Source organism: Ruegeria sp. S263, from assembly GCF_056780525.1.
In genome coordinates this window covers 2,076,177-2,098,958 of record NZ_CM165558.1, presented here as the reverse complement: position 1 = coordinate 2,098,958, position 22,782 = coordinate 2,076,177, and the positions used below count along the sequence as shown (strand labels likewise).

Here is a 22,782-nt window from a genome sequence, read left to right as displayed (position 1 = left end):
CACAGCGCCGGACCCTGCTGCGCGCCGTCCGAAATCGCCCTGACAAGACACCACCCCAAAAGCGCCTGTCCACCCGGACGGGCCAGGACAACGCGTTTGGCGCGGTGCACCAAGGACACATGGCTAAGAAAATGCTTATCGATGCCACCCACGCGGAGGAAACCCGCGTTGTGGTGGTCGACGGAAACAAGGTCGAGGAGTTCGATTTTGAATCCGAGAACAAACGCCAGCTTGCTGGCAACATTTATCTTGCAAAAGTAACGCGGGTCGAACCATCCCTGCAGGCTGCGTTCGTTGACTACGGTGGCAATCGCCACGGGTTTCTTGCGTTTTCAGAGATCCATCCGGATTATTACCAGATTCCTGTCGCTGACCGTGAAGCGTTGATGGAAGAAGAACGGGCTTATGCGGAAGCGTTGAAAGCACGTGATGAGGCGGAGGAATCCAAGCCGAAAAAACGCCGCTCGCGCTCTCGGACCAAAGCTGCTGACGTAAAAACCGAGGACGCGGTCGAAACGCTTGATGTTTCGAACGAGCCTACTGGTATGGAGACAATTGACCTCGGCGATGGGGAAGAAAATCCCGATCTAGAGGTGCCGGAGGGGACGTCCCCAGCTGATCGCGTTGCCGAAACACCTGTTGAGGAGCCTGTTGACGACGCACCGGAGGCATCCGAAGACGCGGCGGGCGAAGGCGTTGAAAGCGCGGCTGATGAGGCACCAGAAACCCAAGAAGCGGATGCAGCTGTCGAAACGCCGGCTGCTGAAGGCACCGCCGAGGACAGTTCGGACGGTGACTCCGGTGGGGAAGATGCGGGCGACGCTGCCCCCACCGCCGAAGCTGCTGAGCAGACGTCAGACGAAGGCGAAACCAAGGAAGATAGTGACGAGGCAGAGGCCCGTGCGGATGCGGCCGCCAAAGACGATTCAATCGAATCCGTTGCGGATGAGGATGACAGTGAGGACATTCGGCCTCCGCGTAAACCACGGCCGCGTCGTTACAAAATCCAAGAGGTTATCAAGGTTCGACAGGTCCTTTTGGTGCAGGTTGTCAAGGAAGAGCGTGGAAACAAGGGCGCTGCTCTGACGACGTACCTGTCTTTGGCCGGTCGTTATTGCGTTCTGATGCCCAACACAGCGCGCGGCGGCGGGATCAGCCGAAAAATCACGAATGCGCCTGACCGAAAGAAGCTGAAGGAAATCGCAGCCGAGATTGATGTGCCAACTGGCGCAGGACTGATTATTCGAACGGCTGGAGCCAAACGCACCAAGTCTGAAATCAAGCGCGACTATGAATATCTTCAGCGGATGTGGGAACAGATCCGCGAGCTGACATTGAAGTCTATCGCGCCGGCGAAAATTTATGAAGAAGGCGATCTGATCAAGCGGTCGATCCGCGATCTTTATAACCGCGACATCGACGAAGTTCTGGTTGAAGGTGAAACCGGTTACCGGATCGCCAAGGACTTCATGAAAATGATCATGCCGTCGCACGCGAAAAACGTGAAACGGTACGAGGACGCGCTGCCTCTGTTCGCGCGCTATCAGGTTGAAAGCTATTTGGCGGGGATGTTCAACCCGACCGTTCAGTTGAAGTCCGGTGGCTATATCGTGATCGGCGTGACCGAGGCACTGGTTGCGATTGACGTGAACTCGGGCCGGGCGACCAAGGAAGGCTCGATAGAGGACACCGCACTTAAGACCAACCTTGAAGCGGCCGAAGAAGTGGCCCGGCAATTGCGCCTGCGTGACCTGGCCGGTCTGATCGTCATCGACTTTATCGACATGGACGAGCGCAAGAACAACACGGCCGTTGAAAAGCGCCTGAAAGACAAGCTGAAAACCGACCGAGCGCGCATTCAGGTTGGCCGGATTTCCGGCTTTGGCTTGCTTGAGATGAGCCGTCAGCGTTTACGCCCCGGAATGCTGGAGGCAACGACGCAGCCTTGCCCGTCCTGCCATGGCACCGGCCTGATCCGCTCGGACGACAATATGGCGCTCACCATTTTACGCCAAATCGAAGAAGAGGGCACACGCCGCCGGTCGCGTGAGGTTCTTGTTCGCTGCCCGGTGAGTATCGCCAACTTCTTGATGAACCAAAAGCGCGAGCACATTGCCCAAATCGAAGCCCGGTATGGTCTGTCCGTCCGGATCGAAGGGGACGTGCATCTGGTCAGCCCTGATTTCTCGTTGGAGAAGTTCAAGACAGCGAGCCGTATTGTACCCGAGGCGAGTACCCCGGTTGTTTCCGTCGATGCCTCATTGATGGACCTTGTGGATGCTTCTGACGAAGAGCAGGTTGAGGACGAAGATTCTCAGGCGGAAGATGAGACAAAGCCCAAGCGCAAGCGTCGTCGTCGCCGTCGCAAGAAGAGCAGAAATTCGGGTGACGCGCCTGAGGTAAATGGAGAAGAGGGCGAAGAAGCACCGGCTGAACCTTCGGATGAGGCGGAAGCAGAAGCTGTTGCAGATGACGCGGCCGAAGAAGAAAAACCGGCTAAACCAAAACGCAGCCGTTCACCCCGCCGCAAGAAAAAAGATCCCGAAACGGCTGAAGCTTCTGAGGAAAGTCAGGCGTCGGACAGCAGCAATGAAAAGCCTGAAGAAACGGTGGACACCGAAATGACCGAACCTTTGGTCGCTGAGAGTGAACCCGTGACCGAGGCCGAAACCGCTGTTGAACCGGAACCAGAATCAGAATCGGTTTCCGAAGAGATTGCCGAGCCAGTAGCGGAAGCACCGGAAGAGCCTGCTCAGGACCCAGAACCGGAAGAACCCGCCGCAGAGCCGGTGTTGGAAGTGGTTGCAGAAGAGCCTGAGGCACCAAGCGATCCTGCCAAACCCAAGCGACGGGGTTGGTGGTCTTTGGGACAATAACAAGATCAGGCGGGTTTCAAGACCCGCCTTTTTTCTTTGAAAGCTGTGGTTTTTTGTCAGCCCGTCTTTTGAATGACGTAGATCTGGTGCCCGTCTGAATCCTCTTGCGAGATAAGCACGTGTCCACTTTCGGCGCAGAAATGTGGAACGTCAACAACAGCAGCGGGGTCGTCGGCCAGAATGCGCAACAAGGACCCTTTCGGCATAGATTTCAACCGTTTGCGCGCTTTGAGCACGGGCAGGGGGCACAACAGCCCCAATGCGTCGAGTGTTTCCGGCGTGTCAGACATGAATATCAAATATTTCCAGTTTTATCGGGTGTCCAGCATGCAACCACGAGGATGTGACCGAATTGCCCCGTGACGTCGGCGGAGTCATAACTTATGTGCTGAGTCATGTTCGGAATTGACATCATAGACGCGGGCCTTTTGCCTGCCATGTTCATCGCGATGCTGGGCGGCCTGATTAGCTTTTTGTCACCCTGCGTTTTACCAATTGTACCACCATATTTGGCGTATATGAGCGGCGTGTCCATCAACGACATGCAGGATCAGGCGCAGGCACGTCGAAAGGCGACCCTGACGGCCTTGTTCTTTGTTCTGGGTCTTTCAACGGTATTCCTGCTGTTGGGTTTTACAGCGTCTGCCTTTGGCGCGTTTGTACTGCAGAATCAGGTTCTTTTCGCCAAACTGTCTGGCGCGGTTGTGATTGTCTTTGGTTTGCATTTCCTGAACGTGTTTCGAATTCCGTTTCTTGACCGAGAGGCCCGTATCGAAACCGGTGATTCAGGTGGCTCGGTCTTTGGTGCTTACATTCTGGGTCTTGCGTTTGCCTTTGGATGGACGCCCTGCATTGGTCCCCAATTGGGCGCGATTCTGTCTCTTGCTGCATCCGAAGCGTCCGTGGCGCGTGGAACGCTGCTATTGGGGGTCTATGCGGCGGGGCTGGGAATACCCTTCCTTCTGGCGGCTATGTTCCTAAACCGCTCGATGACTGTGATGAACAAGATCAAACCGCACATGGCGACGATTGAAAAAGTCATGGGTGGCTTGCTGTTGTTTGTCGGCATCATGCTGATCACCGGCTTGTTTACCGAATTCAGTTGGTGGTTGCTGGAAACCTTCCCGGCACTGGCGAATTTCGGTTAATGACCTGATCTGTCTTACCTTGTCGGTAATGCTGCGGTAACTTGCGTGGCAGAAGGTAAGATCATGAGCAGTCAGGCCAAACAATCACGGGTTCGCAAACGCCGGGTGTTCTACATTCCCGGATACGACCCGATCCATCCACGCAGGTATCGTGAGCTGTACCGCAAGGAAAGCACTGTTCAGGCCAAACTCTCGGGTTTCGAGATATCCGTATCCGCCAAGTCGGGCGAAGGGCCATATGGCTGGCATGTGCGCTCGGAACAGGATGGTGCACAAGTCCAAAGCGATGTCGAGGTTCTGGTCTGGTCCGACATCGTTCGGGAAAGCATGTCCAATTCGATCCTCGCGACCTACTTGCAACTGGCACAAACAGCGTGGGTTTACATCTCTACCGGAACGCTTTGGCGGCTGATGCGTTTGCGAAAAGGCCCCGTGATTGCCGCGCTGTATCCCGTAGCGATGCTGCTGTTTCAACTGTTTCTGGCGTTCGGTGCAGCATGGGCTCTGACGGCTATTCTCATGCCAGTTGCATCTTGGTTCGCGATCCTGCCGGCGGCTCTGACCGGCTACGGTCTGTTGAGGTGGTTTCGAAAGGCAGACAACAAGTTGTTTGCCTACTACTTGATGCACGACTACGCCTATTCGGCATCTGAAAAAGGAGTGACGCCGGATGCCCTCGAAACTCGTCTGTCAGAATTTAGTGCGCTGATAGCGGAAGCCCTGAAAACAGATGCCGACGAAATTCTGGTCGTAGGACACAGTTCAGGGGCACATCTCGGAGTTAGTGTGCTGGCGCAGGTCTTACGGTCAACAGATCGTCCGGCAAAAGGGCCAGAGCTTTCGTTTCTTACGTTGGGACAGGTCGTTCCCATGGTGTCGTTTTTACCGGGCGCGCATAATTTGCGTAGTGACCTTCGCTATCTGTCTCAGCGGGACGATCTGACATGGCTGGACGTTTCAGCGCCCGGAGATGGGTGTTCATTTGCACTTTGCGATCCGGTTGCGGTTTCGGGTGTTGGAACGGACAGGTCGAAATGGCCACTTGTTCTGTCGGCGGCCTTCACGCAAACGCTGTCCGCCGAGCGTTGGAAAGAGCTCCGCTGGCGTTTCTTTCGCTTGCACTTTCAGTACCTTTGCGCGTTCGACCGGGTGGGGACATATGACTATTTTCGGATTACCGCCGGTCCAATGACATTGGCGCAAAGATATGAAGGGCGTGCGCCTTCAAAGTCCCGGATAGACGCACCAGTGTCAAAATTCAGGTCGGTGCAAGCATGACCCCGCCAAAGCCAGCCTCGCGCCCCGACAAGGTCTCGCTTTGGCGCTACTTCAAACTCTTTCGAAAAGATATCCTGTCAGCACAACCGCATCGTCTGTACCGGGCGTGGATGGCAGAGTTTCGAACCCCGTTCTTCAGGTCATACCTGATCAACCAACCTGAACTTGTTGATAAAGTTTTGAAAAAGCAACCTGATCAGTTTCCGAAATCGGAACGGATCAGCGAAGGGCTTCGCCCATTGTTAGGAAATTCGGTGTTCCTGACCAATGGCAAAACTTGGAAACGCCAGAGGCGCATTATCGACCCGGCATTTGACGGAGGCCGGTTGAAAGACACGTATCCAGCAATGCTGGACGCGGCGAATGCTGCGGTCGAGCGGTTGCGGCCTCTTGCGGGCACTGAATTGGAATGTGAACAGTTCACCAGCTACGCGGCGGCGGATGTCATCTTTAGGACGCTGTTCTCAGTCCCGATTGACCACAAGATCGCAGCCGAAGTGTTTGATAAATTTCACAGGTATCAGCGCGCGCAACCTCTGCTGAACCTTGCAGCCCTTTTTCCACTGCCAAAGTGGGCCCCGCGATTTCATTCGTCCGAAACCAAACGAAATGCCAAGGAGATCAGGTTTCTGATCAAACAGCTTACGGCTGACCGCGCGAAACAAATCGCCGCTGGTTGCGCCCCGAACGACCTGGCCACCAAGATCATGACCACGCCCGACCCGGCAACGGGGCAATGCTTTGGGCAAGATGAAATGGTGGATCAGGTCGCCATCTTTTTCCTCGCCGGTCATGAAACCAGTGCTTCTGCATTGGCCTGGACCCTCTATCTGATGGCGTTGTACCCAGATTGGCAGGACAATGTCGCCAACGAAGCGCAAAGCCTTTTCGACCAAGGTTTCACGACCATTCCCCGGTTGAAACTCAGTCGGGACGTGTTTCGCGAAGCATTGCGATTGTATCCGCCGGTTCCGATGATGGTCCGCGAGAATACCTGCCCGGTAACGTTTCGGGACCGGGTGGTTTCAGAAGGATCGCAAATAGTTATCAGTCCTTGGCATCTTCACCGGCACGAGCGATTGTGGGAAAACCCGGACGCATTTGATCCGGCCCGATGGGAAACCGAAAACGGACGCTCATGTCAAAGGGATGCCTTTATTCCCTTCTCGGCGGGCGCGCGCGTCTGCCCGGGTGCCGGATTTGCGATGATCGAGGGGCCTTTGTTGTTGTCGATGCTTCTGAAATCCTTCCGCTTTGAGCTGATTGAGGGGCGCGAACCCGTACCCGTTGCCCATCTTACGGTCAGATCGAAAGATGGGATTTGGTTGCGCGTGCGTGAGCGCTAAACGCCTATCAACATCCGACGCCTTGCTGTATGCGGTTGAAAACAGCGGAATCATTTCGAACGGGAAAGTCTTATGTCCAAATCAGAACAGCGCGAACAAATGTCTAACGGAGCGGGCTTTATTGCCGCTTTGGATCAAAGTGGCGGTTCAACCCCCAAGGCACTGGCGCTTTATGGGGTCGAGGCATCGGACTATTCTTCGGATGAAGAGATGTTTGGTGAAATCCAGAAGATGCGCGCTCGGATTATTCTGGGTAATGATTTCACCAAGGATAAGGTGATTGGCGCAATCCTGTTTGAACGCACTCTGTCCGAACAGATCGACGGGCGCCCCGTCGCCGACTACCTATGGTCGGTCAAGGGAATCGTTCCTTTTCTTAAGATCGACAAAGGGTTAGAGGACGAAGCGAACGGCGTTCAGATGATGAAGCCTATCCCGGGGCTGGCCGAAACGCTGGCCAAAGCAGAGGGTGTGTTTGGCACCAAAGAACGCTCGGTCATTCACGAAGCAAACGCCGAAGGCATTGCGGCCGTTGTCGCCCAACAGTTCGACGTCGCCCGTGAGGTTGTCGCCGGCGGTATGGTTCCGATTGTTGAGCCAGAAGTAAATATTAACTCTGCGACCAAAGCTGAAGCCGAGGACATCCTGAAAGCCGAAATCCTGAAGAATCTGGATCAGTTGCAGGATGGGCAGGATGTGATGCTTAAACTGACTATCCCCAGCCAAGCCAACTTGTACGATGAAGTGGCCGATCATCCACGCGTCGTCCGTGTAGTGGCCTTGTCAGGTGGGTACTCAACCGAGCAAGCCTGTGATCTGCTGGATCAAAATGAAAAGATGATCGCGTCTTTCTCACGCGCCTTGACCGAAGGCCTTTCAAAGCAACAGTCCGATGCAGAGTTCAACACCGCTTTGGGTGGGAACATCGACAAGATTTTCAAAGCCTCCGTCTAAAATCGGTTAGCTTACTGGTTTCGTGAAATCGCGGCGCAACTGCGCCGCTTTTTCGCGCATGATGCAACCAACAGCATGGTCGTTCACCAGACCCATCGCCTGCATAAAGGCGAATACCGTTGTTGGCCCTACAAATTTCCACCCCCGTTTCTTAAGGTCTTTCGACATCGCAATAGATTCTGGCGATGTTGAAGCTGTTTGCGGGTTTTCTGGCGTATCAGCCTCAAACCTCCAGACGTAGGCGGCAAGGGATCCTTCGGCTGCAACCAGTTCCTGGGCACGCCGGGGATTGTTGATAACAGCTTCGATCTTTCCACGATGGCGAACGATCCCTTCGTCCTGAAGCAGACGGTTAACATCAGCCTCATCAAACTCAGCCACCTGTGTGAAATCAAAGTGTTTAAACGCTTTTCTAAAGTTCTCGCGTTTAGACAAGATCGTGCGCCAACTTAGGCCAGACTGAAAACTCTCGAGGCACAGTTTTTCGAATAGCCGCTGGTCGTCCGCAACCGGATAACCCCATTCCTGATCGTGGTAGTCAAAAAACTCAGGCGCGGAGTTACACCATGCACAGCGTGGTTTGCCATCTGGCCCGGCTACGGTCTTGCTCATTAAATGTACCCCCTTTGTTCCCATATGACACTAAATAGTAATGTTCGAAAAACTCAACCGCTTTCCGTCAGGCCCGGTACCAATTCAGAATGAAAACGCGGATGGCCGATGCAAGCCCCACATCTGGGTCCCGCTGCACATCAATTTCCGCAGCTAACGCATTGATTGGAGTATTCTTTGACTTGGCGATATCCCGAAACGCCAGCCAAAACTCATCCTCCAACGACACGGATGTCCTGTGCCCTTTGAGCGTCAAAGATCGTTTGACAGGGCGGCCGCTCATTTATCCAACTCGTGCTTGTCGAGGTCTGAGCGTTGCTTTTCCTGTTGTTTTTGCAGGACTTCTTTTTCAGCCTTGCTGCGCCCGAATGCGACAGAGTTCTGATCCGCGCGGGCTTTTTTCTCAGCCCGCGCTTTTTCTTTTCGATACCGGTTGAGGTTAACCGGCTTTCCCATCAGCTTTTGGGTCCGATCATGTGTTCCGGACGGACCACTGCGTCAAAGGTTTCTTCGTCAACAAACCCAAGGGCGATCGCCTCTTCCTTGAGGGTTGTCCCATTCTTGTGGGCCGTTTTTGCGACGGTCGTAGCATTATCATACCCGATCGTGGGGGCCAGAGCGGTCACCAGCATCAGAGATTCTTTCATCAACTTTTCGATCCGAGGCTCGTTAGCCTGAATGCCCATCAACATGCGCTCGGTAAAGCTGTCGGCAGCGTCGCCCAACAACTGAATGGACTGCAGCAGGTTGTAGGACATCATTGGGTTATAGACGTTCAGTTCAAAATGTCCCTGGCTGCCCGCGAATTTGATTGCGGCGTCATTGCCCATAACATGCGCGGCGACTTGGGTAATCGCCTCGGCCTGCGTTGGATTTACCTTGCCCGGCATGATAGACGATCCGGGCTCATTTTCAGGCAAGATCAGTTCACCTAGACCCGAGCGCGGACCAGAGCCCAACAGGCGGATGTCATTCGCAATTTTGTAGCAGCTTCCTGCAATGGTCGCCAAAGCACCAGACAGGAAGACCATCGCATCGTGCGACGCCAAAGCCTCGAACTTGTTTGGGGCGGTGACGAAGGGCAGATCAGTAATCTCGGCCATATTGGCAGCGACGGCTTCGCTCCAGCCGTCATGCGTGTTCAGGCCGGTTCCGACGGCCGTACCGCCTTGTGCCAATTCATAAATTCCGGGCATCGCGGCCTTTACCCGTTCGATACCCTGACGAATTTGATGCGCATATCCACTGAATTCCTGACCCAGTGTCAGAGGCGTGGCATCCTGTGTATGCGTGCGCCCGATCTTGATGATCTCGCTGAATTCCTCGGATTTCTTCTCGAGCCCCGACGCCAGTTTTTCCAGTCCAGGCAGCAGAACATCGCGCACGCTCATGGCGGTGGCGATGTGCATCGCGGTTGGGAAGGTGTCGTTAGACGATTGCCCCATATTGCAGTGATCATTGGGATGAACCGGATCCTTCGAGCCGATCACGCCGCCCAAAATCTCGATCGCGCGGTTCGCAATCACCTCGTTCGAGTTCATGTTGGACTGCGTACCCGATCCGGTTTGCCAAACGACAAGCGGGAAGTTGTCGTCAAACTTGCCCTCGATCACCTCGCCAGCGGCCTGAATAACTGCGTCCGCGATCTTGGCGTCAAGCTTGCCGATCGCCTTGTTCTCCATCGCACAGGCTTTTTTGATCACACCAAGCGCGCGAACGATGGCGACGGGCTGCTTTTCCCATCCAATCGGGAAGTTCATGATTGAACGCTGAGTTTGCGCGCCCCAATATTTGTCAGAAGGAACTTCCAGCGGGCCAAAGCTATCGGATTCGGTGCGGGTCTGAGACATCGGTCACTCCGTCGTGTATACAGTCGTATGCCGTTTACCTGCAGCAGAGCCACCATGCAATCGGCCAGTTTCGCGCACCTTAAACTTAGGGAATGGAAAGGTATAGATAAGCGCGTGCCTGATTTTTCTTGAACCAATGACAATTCGCGCCATTGTCTGTGCCACCGGGTAGGCTAAGATAAACAGATCATAAATTTGGAGGCTAAGGTGGCCCAACTAACACGGCTTCACCCCCTGAAATTCTTCGCCTTTTTCACGGGCATCACTCTTTTCGTTTTCTTATTCAGCCTTCAGGCCCGCGCCGCAGACATTGAAGATTTTGTTGGCGATTACGTCGGTTCGGCGAATGTTGTGGATCAGGACGGCAGCGAAACACCGCGTGATATGAGCGTGTCAATCCAAGCCACCAAGGACGGCTTCAATGTCAGTTGGAAAACCACGACGTACAAAGCGGATGGCCGTGTGAAAGAGCAATCTTTTTCGATTGATTTCAAAGAATCCGAACGGTCGGACGTTTATTCTGCCGCAATGAGACGGAATGTCTTCGGTCACGAAGTCCCATTGGACCCGATGCAGGGCGAGCCCTTTGTTTGGGGCCGGATCGAAGGGGACACTATGACTGTGTTTTCGTTGTTTATTGACGAAAACGGCGGATACGAACTTCAGCAATTTGACCGGACGCTTGCCGACGGCGGATTAAACCTTTCATTTTCAAGGTTCCGAAATGGGATCAAATCCCGGTCGGTGGAGACCTTTCTAAAACGTCAGTAGAACAAGCCCGGGAATAATTACTTCCGAAAGCTGTCTAGTGACACTACATCCGCATCATGTTGATCCTGAGGTTCTTCTACCTCGATCGTTTCCTCGGCGACGTGCGGCATTTCTTCGTCATCTTCCGGGCTTTCAAAGCGAAGGCCGAATTCGACTGACGGGTCCACAAATGTCTTAATCGACGCGTAGGGAATATAAAGGGGTTCTGGCGCATCCCCGAAGTTCAGCGTAATTGCGAATCCGTTGTCACCCACCTCGAGGTTTTCGAACCAATGCTGCATGACGATAGTCATTTCATCGGGGTAACGCTCGCGCAGCCAATCCGCCAGCTCGACGCCGTCGTGGCCTGTGTCAAAAGTGATAAAGAAATGATGCGCACCGGGTAGGCCGCGCTCGGAAACTTCTGTCAAAACAGTCTTGATAAGGCCGCGCATGGCGGTGTGCATCAAGTTGCCATAATCAATGTCCTGCGACATGTGCCATCCTCAAAAGTAATTACCCCAAGCATAAGGGATTCCAACGGAAACGAAAGGCCGCGTATTCACAGGTTGTTCAAAGAAAATGAAATCCGATACCAGCCGCAGCCATGACCGCCAGCGTCAGCCCCATGCCAAATTTTAGTTTGAATATCAACACCCCAGCCAACATTGTCAGCACTACCGCCGACGGATTTAGACTGGCTGGATCAGGCCACGGAACCGAGGCAATGCCCAGCTGTTTCTGCGAAATATCGCCAAACAGAACATTAAGGCCAAACCAAACGGACAGATTGAGAATCACACCCACTACGGCCGCCGTTATCCCATGCAACGCAGCGGACAGTCGTGGGCGCGCGGCCAAGTGTTCCAGATACGGCGCGGCAAGAAATATCCAGAGGAAACACGGTGCGAACGTCGCCCAAAGCGCGACTGCACCTGCTGCGATCGCCAAAGACACACCGCCTTCGATCTGGCCCGTCAGCATGGCGACAAACTGTGTTACCAGAATTAGAGGTCCCGGAGTTGTCTCGGCAAGCCCAAGGGCGTCAATCATCTGGTCTGTGTTGATCCACTGATACTTGTCCACAACTGTCTGTGTCATATACGCAAGGACTGCGTAAGCGCCACCAAAGGTGACAACTGCAAGGCGGGCAAAGAACCAACCCAGATCACTCAGCAGTTTTTGTCCTGCTAGTCCCAACAGAAACAAAGGGGTCAGCCATAGACTCAACCAAATTACGCAGGTTCGAACCGGATGCGTCGCCGATACGGGCGGTGAGGAGCTCACCTGAGCACCTGTATTTTTGTACCGTGCGTATCCCCAAACGGCGGCCGCCAGGATGATCAGAGGAAAGGGCAGGTTCAACGCAAAAATTGCCAAAAACCCCAACCCGGCGATAATGCGATGTTCGGTGTCCGACAAAGCCTTGCGTGACAGTTTATGCAAAGCCTGCAGCACGATCACAATCACAGTCGCCTTAATGCCAAGAAAGCCGGCCTGAACCAAAGGCAGAGTGCCAAACGCAGCGTAGAGCCCAACCAGAACCGATATGACAAGGGCCCCGGGCAGAACGAAAAGACCACCTGCGATCAGACCGCCTGATACCCCACGAAGACGCCATCCAGCGAATGTGGCCAACTGCATAGCTTCTGGCCCGGGCAGCAACATGCACAGGGACAACGCCCTAAGATACGTCTGCTCATCCAGCCACGGACGCTTTTCCACCAATTCCTGATGCATCAACGAAATCTGCGCGGCGGGCCCGCCGAAAGACAACAGCCCAATCCGTCCGAAAACCCTGATCAAGTCGGCAATAGTCGGCGTCATGATTTCTTGTCCGTTGGCCAGTCGTGACGTTCTTCGAAACCGTCGCGTGCCCAGCGATACAGCGCATCATATAGCTGCAGTCCGGCCACAAGATTCTGGTGATCATCGCGGTATTGCCGGGACAGGCCTACAGAGATCGCCAGCAATCCCGCGGCTTCGGGGGATAGGTCATGACTGTTTGTATCCGCCGCGCGAATAACGGTTGCCATCCGATCCAATGCTGGGGTGCGCAGGGCAAATTCATCCAGCATCGTATCAAAGGTGCACTGGTCGTTACGGTGGCTCCAGAACACGTTTTCGACGTCAAAGGGGGTGGCTTCGAAAGCGTCTGCAACACTCTGAAACTCATTCGGGGCTACGAACAGAAACCGCGCTTTGGGGTCCACAAACCGTCGGATCAACCAGGGGCAGGCTATACGGTCAATCTTTGGCCGATGGCGCGTGACCCAAAGAGTATTCTCACCCCCCAATCCAGAGAGAGTTGATGCGGGGATCCGTGGCGCATCTGGTGTTTTCCGCCACGCATGCATCCCGCCGTCCAGATACTCGGCATCTACCCCCTCACTTCGCAACCAGGAAACAACTCCTTGGCTTAGTTTCTTGCCCTTTTGGCAGATGATCACAGCAGGGCGGTCGCCAACGGTCTCTTTCAAGCTGTCAAAATCAAGGGCGGAACGGCGGAACGATCCCGGTATCAGGAAAGGGTCCTTTTGAAAGTCTTCATCGACGCAAATGTCGACCAACACCGGGGCTTGAGGTGTTCCGATCAATCGTAACAGCTGCTTGGGGGTCATCGAATTGGGCGCGGGCATAGCATGTTTCCTGTGTTAGTCGGATACATGCGAAACTTGGGCAGGCGCCTCACGGGGCGTTCGCAATCTTACCCCATGCCCCTTGCTACAGTGCTTGGGACAGGGGGGTCAAGATTTCTTGCCGGGACTCTCAGGCCCAATCCAGCCTTTGACCTGTCATGCAGACGGGCAGGGTGTCTTGTGGAAATTGGCCGAGCTGCTCGAACAGTGAAATAAAGTCAAACTGGTTGTACGCCTCAACGACGCGCCCGTTTTTGATACGCCCGATCATGCTTCCGGTTGCCTGCAGCGGGGCACCGTTGTCGGCCCGGGTTGTGCTGACATGCAGAATCGCCGAAACCCAATCCCCATCCTCGATAATCTTGGGAATGTTGACCTGTATGTCGCCCAGAATATGCCGAAATGCCATGACCAAATCGCGAAATTCGTCCGCGCCGACCTGCATTTCCGGGATCAGCCCCTCAGCCATGGCTTCCGGGGCAAAGTATTGGTCGATTGCGTCGGTATTGCCGTTTTCCCAAACCTCAGAATACCACTCTCTGAGCACTTCTGCATGCGACATCTCAGTTCTCCTGTCTTTATGAACAGAGCATCACCGCAATCAGTGAATAAACTCTGAACATAAGAACAGAAGACTTCCGGAGCGACTTTGGGAAAATGCAGGTTTCTGTTGCCAGGTACCTGCGAACCCCGCCTTACGCGGCTAGGCGCAAGGGCTTAAGTTTCGGTCTTGTTACTGCTTACGCAGCAACTGCAACCGGAGCACGATTGTCGTTTGCAATTGTACTATTTTCGCCGGTAACGGTGGCAGACAGCCGAGACAAAGCTAACCCCTTTAGACGTTCGTCGATCCTATTTCGGCCCCATGATCCCCAAACGAGAGATATTGGTGGAGCCGCCGGGTACCGCCCCCGGGTCCGATCCGCTTATTACGAGCGCGTTTATGTCCATAGTCCCGAAGGACTCTCTCTATATAAGTGAGCATACGCCCGGATGCAAACGCGGAAACATCTGCAGTCTTTCTTATAAATTTTAGATAATTAGGTGGTCTTGTTGAAGTTCGCGAGGATCAGCCACAACGCCAGGACCAATTCGATTCCACCGAAGGTCAGTGCCTTGACCAGTGGTGGATTGTCCAGCACGACCGATACGAACCGCCCCAGTGCGGCACCCGCATAGACGACACCCAGCATCACATAGCCCATTGGATTATTCAGCAGCAAAACCACTGCACCGGTCACGACAAACAGCCCTCCGACCGACGCGCGCATTTCGCTCAACCCCATATTGCTGTCGGTTGGAGCCAAGTCCAGCGAGGCTGCGGTGAAGGCCGGGGCAAGGAATCCAAACAAGCCGAAACCGATGGTCAGGATCGCGGCAATTACATTAAGTCCTGTGGTCATCATGCCCTCATTAAACAGTTTTTTTGCGCCGATCAGCGACATCCTGCGCCAGCTTTCGGGTATAGTTTTCCAGCTTTACGAGTGTTTCATCAACAATGTCGGGTTCTCTTTCTTGCAGAGCATCCACGATCCGGCTGTGCAGCGAGATGATCTCTTCGCGTGATCTTTCCGTAAAGGTAATCATGTTCATCAAGGGCTGCATCGCCTCAACCGCGCCCGCCAATTGGTAGGACAGAACCGGATTTCCTGCACCGTCGACCAACGCGCGATGAAAGGCCACGTCTGAGGCACAAAATGCCTCATCCGTAAGGCCGGGTTGTTCTTGTCTGAAAATTTCAGCCCGCATCGTTGCCAATTGATCCGCTGTTCGACGCTGTGCCGACAAAGGCGCACAGGCGCGTTCCAGCGCATAGCGGGCTTCACACGCGGTATCGAAGTCCACGGCGTTCATAGACAGCAAAAGGGTCGATGTCGTGATTTGCTGCGAATACGCGTCTTCAAAGCTTAGACGATTGACAAAGGCCCCACCGGTCGCGCCCCGCTGCGTACGGATCAGAGACTGTGCAGCAAGCCGTTTCAGGGCTTCGCGGACGGTCGGGCGCGAAACCTGAAATTGATCGGCAAGTTCCGCTTCGGACGGCAACCGCTCATCAACGATCAACTGCCCTGAGATGATCGCGTCGCGGATAGCCTGAGCGATCTGCGCGGAGAGATCTACAGGTTTTTGAGGGTCGATTTTCACAATCTTAGACATTTTTCTAATTATTATTTGTCTGACATTTAAAAGTCTGACATTTGAAAAGCAAGGATTGAGTCGGGAGGCACAAGTGAGTCGCGCAGTTCTACGTAACGGCTTTTGGCTGGGCTTCTATGCTTTGATCCTTTGGGCGTGGTGGATGATGTTTGCCATGAGCCGTGACATGGACCTTGACTGGATTGGCCGCCCGGGCCCGATGGGTCAGGCGATGGCAGCCATGGACCCGCGCATGGATATGTACATGCCCATGGCCGAGTTCGGCCCTTTGTTCTGGATGTGGGCGATTATGATGGCGGCCATGATGCTGCCCACGCTGGTTCCAACCTTGCGCAGTTATGATGACCTGATCCGCAGTGCTGATGGTACGCGTGCTGGATGGCTTGGCGTTCTTAGCGGCTATTTTCTGGTTTGGGTCGGCTTTGCCGCGCTCATCACCGGCGTGCAGCTTGTTCTTCTGTATGGCGGCGTGGTGGATATGCTGGGCGTTTCCAAGTCCAACATACTTGCTGCCGGGCTACTTATCGCCGTTGGAGCGTTCCAATTCACCCGCGCAAAAGAAGTCTGCCATGGTGTGTGCCACGCCCCGATGACCTATTTTCTGGGCCATTGGAAAACAGGGTTTTCCGGCGGGCTGCGCATGGGGCTAGGCCTGGGCGCGTTTTGCGTGGGATGTTGTTGGGGCTTCATGGCGCTTGGGTTTGTCGGCGGCGTGATGAGCCTGTTGTGGATGGGTCTGGCGACCCTGTTCATGGTTTTCGAAAAACTACCTCAGATCGGGCACGCCGTGACGCGGCCGCTGGGGTTTGCTCTGATAGCGGGCGGACTTGTTCTGCTCGTTTACCCTTTTGCTTACGGAGGATAAGTATATGGCTAAAAACAGAAAACAAGACGCTGACCGTTTACCGATCAGCCAGCGCATCGACAGCCGTATGCCCAATCCAAAGCGGCGCGAAATGAGCCCGACAGATTGGGCGATCAAGGGTGAGCTGATACTTAACTGTTCCTGCGATGTGTTCTGCCCATGCGTCGTATCCCTGGGGGCGCACCCTCCGACGGAAGGGCATTGCCATGCATGGATGGGCGTGATCATCGACGAAGGTCACTATGAAGGCGAAGACCTCTCGGGGCTGAATGTCGGGCTGTTGGTCGATATTCCGGGTCGAATGGGCGAGGGCCAATGGAAAGTCGCCGCCTACGTGGACGAACGTTCCAGCGGAAAAGCTTATAACGGCTTGCTGCAAATCTTCAGCGGTCAGGCGGGCGGTACAACCGGTCTGTTCACCATGTTGGTAAGCGAAATAATTGGCGCCGAACGCGCCCCGGTGCAGATTGAGCGTGACGGGAACAAACGCCGCATCTCGATTGGCCGCAAAATTCAGGGCGAGATCGAAATGATGGCAGGCAAAGATGCCGACCATCCGGTCATGGTATCCAACTCCAAATACTGGATGGGGCCAGATATCATTGTCGCCCGTGGAACAAAGTCCAAGGTGCGCGATTATGGCAGGGTCTGGGACTTTGGTGGAAAGTCTGCGGAAATCTGCCCGATCGACTGGCACGGCCCCAAGTAGCGAGGATTTGCAATGGCACAGATTTCGCTTTCCCGTCGTTTGCGCCGTACCCCTTTTTCCGAAGGCGTTGAGGCTGCGGGTGTCAAGGCATACACGGTTTACAACCGCATGCTTTTGCCAACGGTTTTCGAATCCGTCGAAGACGATTACCGACATCTGAAAACCCATGTTCAGGTATGGGATGTCTCATGCGAGCGGCAGGTGGAATTGCGCGGGCCAGAAGCGACGCGCTTGATGCAGATGCTGACTCCGCGTGATCTGCGGGGCATGCTTCCGGGGCAGTGTTTCTATGTTCCCATCGTAGATGAAACCGGCGGGATGTTGAATGATCCCGTCGCAGTGAAACTGTCTGAAGACCGTTGGTGGATCTCGATTGCAGACAGCGATTTGCTGCTGTGGGTCAAGGGCATTGCGAACGGATACCGTCTAGACGTGCTCGTTGATGAGCCAGACGTGTCACCGCTTGCAGTGCAAGGCCCCAAGGCGGACGAATTGATGTCACGGGTCTTTGGTGATCGCGTTCGGGACGTCCGCTTTTTCAAGTTCGACATGTTCGACTTTCAAGGGCGCGATCTGGCCGTGGCCCGGTCAGGGTATTCCAAACAGGGCGGGTTCGAGATTTATGTCGAAGGGTCCGACATCGGGATGCCGCTGTGGAACGCCTTGTTCGAGGCAGGAAAGGACCTGAACGTTCGTGCGGGATGTCCGAACCTAATTGAACGCATCGAAGGCGGTTTACTGTCATACGGCAATGATATGACCGACGACAACACGCCGCATGAATGTGGCTTGGGCAAGTTCTGCAACACGCATACGGCCATCGGTTGCATCGGGCGGGACGCTTTGTTGCGCGTGGCCAAGGAGGGCCCGGTTCAGCAAATTCGGCCCCTGGCAATCGACGGAGACCCGGTACCTGCCTGTCATGGCACGTGGCCGATTTTGGCCGGCGGTAAACGGGTAGGGCAGGTGACCTCGGCCGCATGGTCCCCTGACTTCAAGACAAACGTGTCGATTGGGATGCTCCGGCTGAGCCATTGGGACGCGGGAACTGAAGTCATGGTTGAAACACCGCAAGGAACACGCCGCGCCGTCGTTCAGGAAAAATTCTGGATTTGATCACGTCGCCAGACGTGCAGCACACAAGAAATGAAAGGAAATCATATGTTTAACGCGCTGGTTATGGATAAGGATGAAGAAAGCGGGCTTGCAAGCGCCTCGATAAAGCCGCTTTCGACTGATGACCTGCCTCACGGTGAAGTCACCGTGGCTGTCGAATATTCTACCGTGAACTACAAGGACGGCCTGTGCTTGTCTGCAAAGGGCGGCGGACTGGTCAGAAACTATCCTCACGTGCCCGGCGTCGATTACAGCGGTACAGTCGAATCTTCGACCGACGATCGCTACAAACCCGGTGACAAAGTGGTTTCAACCGGCTGGCGCGTCGGCGAAGCTCATTGGGGTGGATATGCGCAAAGAGCCAGCGCTTTGGCCGATTGGCTGGTGCCTTTGCCCGACGGACTGAACACACGGCAGGCGATGGCAGTTGGTACTGCGGGATTCACGGCCATGCTGGCCGTAATGGCGCTGGAAGACCACGGTCTGACACCTGGTAACGGACCTGTTTTGGTAACTGGCGCCGCTGGTGGTGTCGGATCTGTAGCGACCGCAATTCTTGCCAATCTCGGCTATGAGGTCGCAGCCGTCACCGGCCGCCCAGAAGCGGGCGAATACCTCAAATCACTGGGTGCGACCACCATCGTTCCGCGTGAGGACCTGAACGAGACTGTCAAACGCCCGTTGGAGAGCGAAACGTGGGCGGGATGCGTCGACGCGGTAGGCGGCGAGATGCTGGCGCGCGTTCTGGGTCAGATGAAGTATGGGGCATCCGTTGCAGCGGTTGGTCTGGCCGGAGGGGCAGGGCTTCCGGCCTCGGTCATTCCGTTCTTGTTGCGTGGCGTGAATCTTTTGGGCATCGACAGCGTGATGCAGCCTTATGAAAACCGCGTGCGTGCGTGGCAAAGGGTGGCAACCGACCTGCCGATGGACAAGCTTGATGCGATGATTCAACCCGCCACGCTGAATGATCTGCCACAATTGGGGGGCGATATCCTTAAAGGGCAGGTTAAAGGGCGTGTTGTTGTAGACGTAAACGCCTGATCCCGAAGTCTTCCTGGGGACCGACCGGTCAGTGGACCGGTCGGTCTTTTTGCCTTCTGAAGAACTCGAAAATACCGGAAACAACTCTGGTCATTGACGCATTTCCCCATCATCATTGCTATACATCCCAACCGTGATGTCTTATGAGCCTAGCAAATAGCACCTGAAGACGGGGAGTGAGCAGCATGTCTGACGATTTCGAACTGGACACTGACGATCTAAAGCGCCGCATGGATGGCGCCATGTCCAACCTCAGAACCGAGTTTGCGTCACTGCGGACTGGTCGCGCGTCAGCGTCGATGCTGGAACCAGTAATGGTTGACGCGTATGGCTCCATGACCCCAATCAATCAGGTTGGCACGGTAAACGTTCCCGAACCCCGTATGGTTACGGTCAACGTGTGGGACAAAGGTCTTGTCGGCAAAGTCGAAAAGGCCATTCGTGAAAGCGGGTTGGGAATTAACCCTCAACTGAACGGCACGATCATTATGCTGCCGATCCCCGAATTGAACGAAGAACGCCGCCGCGAGCTTGGCAAGGTCGCGGGACAGTATGCAGAACATGCACGGGTCTCGATCCGCAATGTACGCCGTGACGGTATGGACCAGATCAAGAAAGCCAAGGCTGACGGAATGTCCGAAGACGACCAGAAGTTCTGGGAAAGCGAAGTTCAGGACCTGACCGACGAGATGATCAAGTCCGTCGACGCCGCGCTTGAAACGAAACAGTCTGAAATCATGCAGGTTTGACGCCACTATGCCCGACACCGCACATACTGCACCAGTGGATGGTCCTCGTCACGTTGCCATAATCATGGATGGCAACGGTCGCTGGGCTCAGGCACGGGGCAGGCCGCGCCTGTTCGGGCATCAGGCAGGCGCGCGCCGCGTGCGTGACGTGGTCGAGGCGTGCCCGGGCCTGGGAGTAAAATATCTGACCGTCTTTGCGTTCTCGACCGAAAACTGGAAACGCACACAGGCAGAAGTTGCCGGTCTGATGAGTTTGTTCCGGCGCTATATCATCAAGGAAACACGAAACCTGACCAACAATGGGGTGCGGGTTCGGTTCATCGGTGATCGCGTTCGTCTGGATCGAAAGCTTATCGACCTGATGGATACTCTGGAAGACGCTACCAAGAACAATGATCTGGTACACTTGACCATTGCCATCAACTATGGCGGTCGGGATGAGGTCGCACGGGCCACCAAACGTCTGGCAAAGGATGTCGCGGAAGGGCGTCTGAAACCAGAAGATGTGGATGAGGAAACCCTGCCCAAGTATCTGGACACACATGTTCTTCCGGATCCTGACCTTGTTATACGCACAAGCGGTGAAGCAAGGATTTCCAATTTCCTTCTGTGGCAATCCGCCTACTCGGAATATGAGTTTATCGACACGCTGTGGCCTGATTTCACCGCAGAGGAACTCGAACGTTTGTGCCGCAATTTCGGGACGCGAGAGCGTCGGTTCGGAGCAATTTCAGCATGAGCGAAGGCCGATGGTCTGACCTGACGGCGCGCGTCCTGTCGGCGGCAGTTCTTGTCGCGATTGGCTCGATCGAGGTTTGGCTGGGCGGTCTTTGGTTTGAAGCCTTCATCGCAATTGCTTGTGGCCTGATGACATGGGAACTGGTCCGGATGATCGACCCGGATCGAACTGCGGTGGCTGTGCAATTGTCTATCCTGACGGGTGTGGCCGTTGTTCTAAGCTACCACGTGCCGCCGCTTTGTAAGTTGCCGTTCCTGCTGGCACCAGCCCTTGTCGGGGCGGGGCAGATCAGTCGCGCCAAGGGGACATATGCACTGTTTGCCGTGTGGATTGCCGCTGCGGGCCTTGGGTTCATCTCAATCCGCGAAAATATGGGCTTTGGCTGGATGGTCTGGTTGATTGCCGTCGTGGTCGCCACAGATGTTGCGGGTTATTTCGTCGGCAAGGCATTTGGCGGCCCGAAATTCTGGCCGAAAGTCAGCCCTAAGAAAACGTGGTCGGGCACCGCCGGCGGGTGGGTCGCCGCTGCGGTGGTCGGGACTATTTTTGCCGTCTATGCCGGATTTGGCGTCTTGTTCGTTCTGGTTTCGGTACTGGCTTCGATGGCAAGTCAGGCCGGAGACATCATAGAAAGCGCCACCAAACGTAAGTTCGGAGTAAAGGACAGCTCGAACCTTATCCCTGGCCATGGTGGCTTTCTGGATCGCTTCGATGGGATGATGGGGGCCGCGTTGTTCGTGTTGATTGCCGGTCTGATTTACACTCCGGGTGCAATGTAATGCGCAAAGTTTCAATTTTTGGCGCGACGGGTTCCATCGGTCAAAACACGATAGACTTGATTGGCAGGGACCCGTCTGCATATGACGTCGTTGCACTTACTGGGGGCGCCAAGATTGAACAGCTTGCCAAGGACGCGCGTCGTTTGAACGCCGACTTGGCTGTGACAGCCCACGAGGACAGGCTGGGCGATCTTCGCGACGCATTGGCGGGCAGCGGTATTGAAGCGGCCGCCGGACAGCAAGCCCTGACCGAAGCAGCCGCGCGTCCGGCAGACTGGGTTATGTCGGCCATTGTCGGCTCGGCAGGCCTTCCGCCTGGCCTTGAGGCGCTGAAGCAAGGCGCAACCCTTGCACTGGCCAACAAGGAAACGCTGGTCTGCGCAGGCGCTCTAGTGCTTGAGACAGCGCGCAAGCATGACGCAAAGCTTCTGCCTGTCGACAGCGAACACTCTGCCGTGTTTCAAGCACTGGTTGGCGAGGATATGCAGGCCGTCGAACGTATCATCATAACGGCAAGCGGCGGAGCATTTCGCGACTGGCCCCTTAGCGATTTGGCAAGCGCCACGGTCGAACAGGCGTCAAGCCACCCAAATTGGAATATGGGCCAGAGGATTACTATCGACAGCGCGTCGATGTTCAACAAAGCCCTGGAATTGATTGAGACAAAAGAGTTCTTCGGCGTCGCACCAAGTCAGATCGAAGTATTGGTTCATCCCGAATCCATCGTTCATTCCTTGGTGGGATTTACTGATGGCGCGGTCATGGCCCATATGGGTGCGCCCGACATGCGTCACGCCATAGGATACGCCCTGAATTGGCCGGACCGACGCGACCTGCCGGTTGACCGGTTGAACCTTGCAAAATTGGGTCAACTTCGGTTCCACGACCCGGACGAGGCACGATACCCGGCCCTAAGGCTGGCGCGTCATGTGATGGAGCGGGGCGGGTTGTCAGGCGCAATCTTCAACGCGGCCAAGGAACGGGCGCTGGATCATTTTATCGACCGCAAGATCGGCTTTTTGGAAATGGCTGACATCGTCGAAACCGCTCTGGACAGAGCAGAGGCCGAAAGCAGCCTTATTGATGCCCCTTTGACACTTGATAACGTGCTGCAAACGGACCATCTGGCACGTAAGTGGGTAGATGAAACCGTAGCCCAACGCGCAGGATAGAA

General features: G+C 55.0%; 25 protein-coding genes and 1 other RNA gene. 14 read left to right on the top strand and 12 right to left on the bottom strand.

The window, feature by feature from the left end:
* Positions 1 to 119: 119 nt before the first annotated feature.
* Entirely contained in the window at positions 120 to 2,876 is a 2,757-nt protein-coding gene (locus ACT2B1_RS10495; protein ID WP_481667709.1) for an Rne/Rng family ribonuclease, read from the top strand.
* Positions 2,877 to 2,932: 56 nt separating this feature from the next.
* Here ACT2B1_RS10495 and ACT2B1_RS10490 read toward each other — a convergent pair whose 3' ends face one another.
* The gene (locus ACT2B1_RS10490; RefSeq protein ID WP_171121364.1) at positions 2,933 to 3,166 is read right to left on the bottom strand and encodes a sulfurtransferase TusA family protein; all 234 of its coding nucleotides are present in this window, start codon (positions 3,164 to 3,166) and stop codon (positions 2,933 to 2,935) included.
* A gap of 105 nt (positions 3,167 to 3,271) precedes the next feature.
* On the opposite strand from ACT2B1_RS10490, the gene ACT2B1_RS10485 reads away from it, so the two are divergent.
* From ACT2B1_RS10485 to ACT2B1_RS10470, 4 genes are all read left to right on the top strand, one after another.
* The gene (locus ACT2B1_RS10485; RefSeq protein WP_171121365.1) at positions 3,272 to 4,024 is read left to right on the top strand and encodes a cytochrome c biogenesis CcdA family protein; all 753 of its coding nucleotides are present in this window, start codon (positions 3,272 to 3,274) and stop codon (positions 4,022 to 4,024) included.
* A gap of 63 nt (positions 4,025 to 4,087) precedes the next feature.
* Complete coding sequence (locus ACT2B1_RS10480; protein WP_481667708.1) at positions 4,088 to 5,302, top strand: hypothetical protein; 1,215 nt, start codon at positions 4,088 to 4,090, stop codon at positions 5,300 to 5,302.
* Positions 5,299 to 6,648: a cytochrome P450 gene (locus ACT2B1_RS10475; RefSeq protein WP_481667707.1), complete on the top strand. Its 1,350-nt coding sequence runs from the start codon at positions 5,299 to 5,301 to the stop codon at positions 6,646 to 6,648. The genes ACT2B1_RS10480 and ACT2B1_RS10475 overlap by 4 nt, the downstream gene beginning before the upstream one ends.
* Before the next feature lie 72 nt (positions 6,649 to 6,720).
* Positions 6,721 to 7,602 carry a fructose bisphosphate aldolase gene (locus ACT2B1_RS10470; RefSeq protein ID WP_481667706.1) on the top strand — a complete coding sequence of 294 codons (882 nt, stop codon included), beginning with the start codon at positions 6,721 to 6,723 and terminating at the stop codon, positions 7,600 to 7,602.
* Between the two features lie 6 nt (positions 7,603 to 7,608).
* Here ACT2B1_RS10470 and ACT2B1_RS10465 read toward each other — a convergent pair whose 3' ends face one another.
* The 4 genes from ACT2B1_RS10465 to fumC all read right to left on the bottom strand — a co-directional run bounded on the left by ACT2B1_RS10465 (position 7,609) and on the right by fumC (position 10,064).
* On the bottom strand, positions 7,609 to 8,214 hold the full coding sequence (locus ACT2B1_RS10465) for a DNA-3-methyladenine glycosylase I (protein WP_481667705.1): 606 nt from the start codon (positions 8,212 to 8,214) through the stop codon (positions 7,609 to 7,611).
* A 67-nt stretch (positions 8,215 to 8,281) separates the two neighbouring features.
* Positions 8,282 to 8,497 (bottom strand): ribbon-helix-helix domain-containing protein, encoded by a 216-nt coding sequence (locus ACT2B1_RS10460; RefSeq protein WP_171121370.1) that lies wholly within the window; start codon positions 8,495 to 8,497, stop codon positions 8,282 to 8,284.
* Positions 8,494 to 8,670, bottom strand: a complete 177-nt coding sequence (locus ACT2B1_RS10455; protein ID WP_171211531.1) for a DUF4169 family protein — start codon at positions 8,668 to 8,670, stop codon at positions 8,494 to 8,496. The genes ACT2B1_RS10460 and ACT2B1_RS10455 overlap by 4 nt, the downstream gene beginning before the upstream one ends.
* Positions 8,670 to 10,064, bottom strand: a complete 1,395-nt coding sequence (gene fumC, locus ACT2B1_RS10450; RefSeq protein WP_171121372.1) for a class II fumarate hydratase — start codon at positions 10,062 to 10,064, stop codon at positions 8,670 to 8,672. Before fumC ends, ACT2B1_RS10455 begins: the two co-directional genes overlap by 1 nt.
* 234 nt (positions 10,065 to 10,298) lie before the next feature.
* Here fumC and ACT2B1_RS10445 point away from each other — a divergent pair, with 234 nt between their 5' ends.
* Positions 10,299 to 10,835: a hypothetical protein gene (locus ACT2B1_RS10445; RefSeq protein WP_254447346.1), complete on the top strand. Its 537-nt coding sequence runs from the start codon at positions 10,299 to 10,301 to the stop codon at positions 10,833 to 10,835.
* Positions 10,836 to 10,852: 17 nt separating this feature from the next.
* Here the strand turns inward: ACT2B1_RS10445 and ACT2B1_RS10440 are convergent, their stop codons facing one another.
* The 7 genes from ACT2B1_RS10440 to ACT2B1_RS10410 all read right to left on the bottom strand — a co-directional run bounded on the left by ACT2B1_RS10440 (position 10,853) and on the right by ACT2B1_RS10410 (position 15,598).
* Positions 10,853 to 11,311: an SspB family protein gene (locus ACT2B1_RS10440; protein WP_171121373.1), complete on the bottom strand. Its 459-nt coding sequence runs from the start codon at positions 11,309 to 11,311 to the stop codon at positions 10,853 to 10,855.
* 76 nt (positions 11,312 to 11,387) lie between these two features.
* Positions 11,388 to 12,641, bottom strand: a complete 1,254-nt coding sequence (gene chrA, locus ACT2B1_RS10435) for a chromate efflux transporter (RefSeq protein ID WP_171240847.1) — start codon at positions 12,639 to 12,641, stop codon at positions 11,388 to 11,390.
* Entirely contained in the window at positions 12,638 to 13,453 is an 816-nt protein-coding gene (locus tag ACT2B1_RS10430) for a chromate resistance protein ChrB domain-containing protein (RefSeq protein ID WP_171240846.1), read from the bottom strand. The genes chrA and ACT2B1_RS10430 overlap by 4 nt, the downstream gene beginning before the upstream one ends.
* Before the next feature lie 130 nt (positions 13,454 to 13,583).
* Positions 13,584 to 14,015, bottom strand: a complete 432-nt coding sequence (locus ACT2B1_RS10425) for an ester cyclase (RefSeq protein ID WP_171121376.1) — start codon at positions 14,013 to 14,015, stop codon at positions 13,584 to 13,586.
* Between the two features lie 94 nt (positions 14,016 to 14,109).
* Positions 14,110 to 14,456, bottom strand: a transfer-messenger RNA (tmRNA) gene (gene ssrA / locus ACT2B1_RS10420).
* Between the two features lie 37 nt (positions 14,457 to 14,493).
* Positions 14,494 to 14,856 (bottom strand): DUF4345 family protein, encoded by a 363-nt coding sequence (locus ACT2B1_RS10415; protein ID WP_171121377.1) that lies wholly within the window; start codon positions 14,854 to 14,856, stop codon positions 14,494 to 14,496.
* 10 nt (positions 14,857 to 14,866) lie between these two features.
* Positions 14,867 to 15,598 carry a FadR/GntR family transcriptional regulator gene (locus ACT2B1_RS10410; RefSeq protein WP_171240909.1) on the bottom strand — a complete coding sequence of 244 codons (732 nt, stop codon included), beginning with the start codon at positions 15,596 to 15,598 and terminating at the stop codon, positions 14,867 to 14,869.
* Between the two features lie 85 nt (positions 15,599 to 15,683).
* Between ACT2B1_RS10410 and ACT2B1_RS10405 the strand changes: the two genes are divergently transcribed.
* The 8 genes from ACT2B1_RS10405 (at position 15,684) to dxr (ending at position 22,780) form a co-directional block, all read left to right on the top strand.
* Entirely contained in the window at positions 15,684 to 16,475 is a 792-nt protein-coding gene (locus tag ACT2B1_RS10405) for a DUF2182 domain-containing protein (RefSeq protein ID WP_371808246.1), read from the top strand.
* A gap of 4 nt (positions 16,476 to 16,479) precedes the next feature.
* A complete protein-coding gene (locus tag ACT2B1_RS10400; RefSeq protein WP_171121379.1) occupies positions 16,480 to 17,184 on the top strand; it encodes a DUF1326 domain-containing protein in 705 nt (234 codons plus the stop codon).
* 12 nt (positions 17,185 to 17,196) lie between these two features.
* Complete coding sequence (locus ACT2B1_RS10395; RefSeq protein ID WP_171240844.1) at positions 17,197 to 18,300, top strand: dimethylsulfoniopropionate demethylase; 1,104 nt, start codon at positions 17,197 to 17,199, stop codon at positions 18,298 to 18,300.
* Between the two features lie 45 nt (positions 18,301 to 18,345).
* Entirely contained in the window at positions 18,346 to 19,341 is a 996-nt protein-coding gene (gene acuI / locus ACT2B1_RS10390) for an acryloyl-CoA reductase (RefSeq protein WP_481667704.1), read from the top strand.
* Between the two features lie 185 nt (positions 19,342 to 19,526).
* Positions 19,527 to 20,090 carry a ribosome recycling factor gene (gene frr / locus ACT2B1_RS10385; protein WP_180887223.1) on the top strand — a complete coding sequence of 188 codons (564 nt, stop codon included), beginning with the start codon at positions 19,527 to 19,529 and terminating at the stop codon, positions 20,088 to 20,090.
* Between the two features lie 7 nt (positions 20,091 to 20,097).
* Positions 20,098 to 20,829, top strand: coding sequence for an isoprenyl transferase (locus ACT2B1_RS10380; protein WP_171121383.1), 732 nt, complete (start codon positions 20,098 to 20,100; stop codon positions 20,827 to 20,829).
* Positions 20,826 to 21,608 (top strand): phosphatidate cytidylyltransferase, encoded by a 783-nt coding sequence (locus ACT2B1_RS10375; protein WP_481667703.1) that lies wholly within the window; start codon positions 20,826 to 20,828, stop codon positions 21,606 to 21,608. The genes ACT2B1_RS10380 and ACT2B1_RS10375 overlap by 4 nt, the downstream gene beginning before the upstream one ends.
* Complete coding sequence (gene dxr, locus ACT2B1_RS10370) at positions 21,608 to 22,780, top strand: 1-deoxy-D-xylulose-5-phosphate reductoisomerase (RefSeq protein ID WP_481667702.1); 1,173 nt, start codon at positions 21,608 to 21,610, stop codon at positions 22,778 to 22,780. The genes ACT2B1_RS10375 and dxr overlap by 1 nt, the downstream gene beginning before the upstream one ends.
* Positions 22,781 to 22,782 lie beyond the last annotated feature (2 nt).

Coding starts and splice junctions, on each gene's coding strand:
- ACT2B1_RS10380 (WP_171121383.1), top strand. CDS start 20,098: ATGCCCGACACCGCACATACTGCACCAGTGGATGGTCCTCGTCACGTT.
- fumC (WP_171121372.1), bottom strand. CDS start 10,064: ATGTCTCAGACCCGCACCGAATCCGATAGCTTTGGCCCGCTGGAAGTT.
- ACT2B1_RS10395 (WP_171240844.1), top strand. CDS start 17,197: ATGGCACAGATTTCGCTTTCCCGTCGTTTGCGCCGTACCCCTTTTTCC.
- acuI (WP_481667704.1), top strand. CDS start 18,346: ATGTTTAACGCGCTGGTTATGGATAAGGATGAAGAAAGCGGGCTTGCA.
- ACT2B1_RS10490 (WP_171121364.1), bottom strand. CDS start 3,166: ATGTCTGACACGCCGGAAACACTCGACGCATTGGGGCTGTTGTGCCCC.
- ACT2B1_RS10430 (WP_171240846.1), bottom strand. CDS start 13,453: ATGCCCGCGCCCAATTCGATGACCCCCAAGCAGCTGTTACGATTGATC.
- frr (WP_180887223.1), top strand. CDS start 19,527: ATGTCTGACGATTTCGAACTGGACACTGACGATCTAAAGCGCCGCATG.
- ACT2B1_RS10475 (WP_481667707.1), top strand. CDS start 5,299: ATGACCCCGCCAAAGCCAGCCTCGCGCCCCGACAAGGTCTCGCTTTGG.
- ACT2B1_RS10375 (WP_481667703.1), top strand. CDS start 20,826: ATGAGCGAAGGCCGATGGTCTGACCTGACGGCGCGCGTCCTGTCGGCG.
- ACT2B1_RS10455 (WP_171211531.1), bottom strand. CDS start 8,670: ATGGGAAAGCCGGTTAACCTCAACCGGTATCGAAAAGAAAAAGCGCGG.
- ACT2B1_RS10485 (WP_171121365.1), top strand. CDS start 3,272: ATGTTCGGAATTGACATCATAGACGCGGGCCTTTTGCCTGCCATGTTC.
- ACT2B1_RS10460 (WP_171121370.1), bottom strand. CDS start 8,497: ATGAGCGGCCGCCCTGTCAAACGATCTTTGACGCTCAAAGGGCACAGG.
- ACT2B1_RS10425 (WP_171121376.1), bottom strand. CDS start 14,015: ATGTCGCATGCAGAAGTGCTCAGAGAGTGGTATTCTGAGGTTTGGGAA.
- ACT2B1_RS10415 (WP_171121377.1), bottom strand. CDS start 14,856: ATGACCACAGGACTTAATGTAATTGCCGCGATCCTGACCATCGGTTTC.
- ACT2B1_RS10400 (WP_171121379.1), top strand. CDS start 16,480: ATGGCTAAAAACAGAAAACAAGACGCTGACCGTTTACCGATCAGCCAG.
- ACT2B1_RS10465 (WP_481667705.1), bottom strand. CDS start 8,214: ATGAGCAAGACCGTAGCCGGGCCAGATGGCAAACCACGCTGTGCATGG.
- ACT2B1_RS10470 (WP_481667706.1), top strand. CDS start 6,721: ATGTCCAAATCAGAACAGCGCGAACAAATGTCTAACGGAGCGGGCTTT.
- dxr (WP_481667702.1), top strand. CDS start 21,608: ATGCGCAAAGTTTCAATTTTTGGCGCGACGGGTTCCATCGGTCAAAAC.
- chrA (WP_171240847.1), bottom strand. CDS start 12,641: ATGACGCCGACTATTGCCGACTTGATCAGGGTTTTCGGACGGATTGGG.
- ACT2B1_RS10440 (WP_171121373.1), bottom strand. CDS start 11,311: ATGTCGCAGGACATTGATTATGGCAACTTGATGCACACCGCCATGCGC.
- ACT2B1_RS10495 (WP_481667709.1), top strand. CDS start 120: ATGGCTAAGAAAATGCTTATCGATGCCACCCACGCGGAGGAAACCCGC.
- ACT2B1_RS10480 (WP_481667708.1), top strand. CDS start 4,088: ATGAGCAGTCAGGCCAAACAATCACGGGTTCGCAAACGCCGGGTGTTC.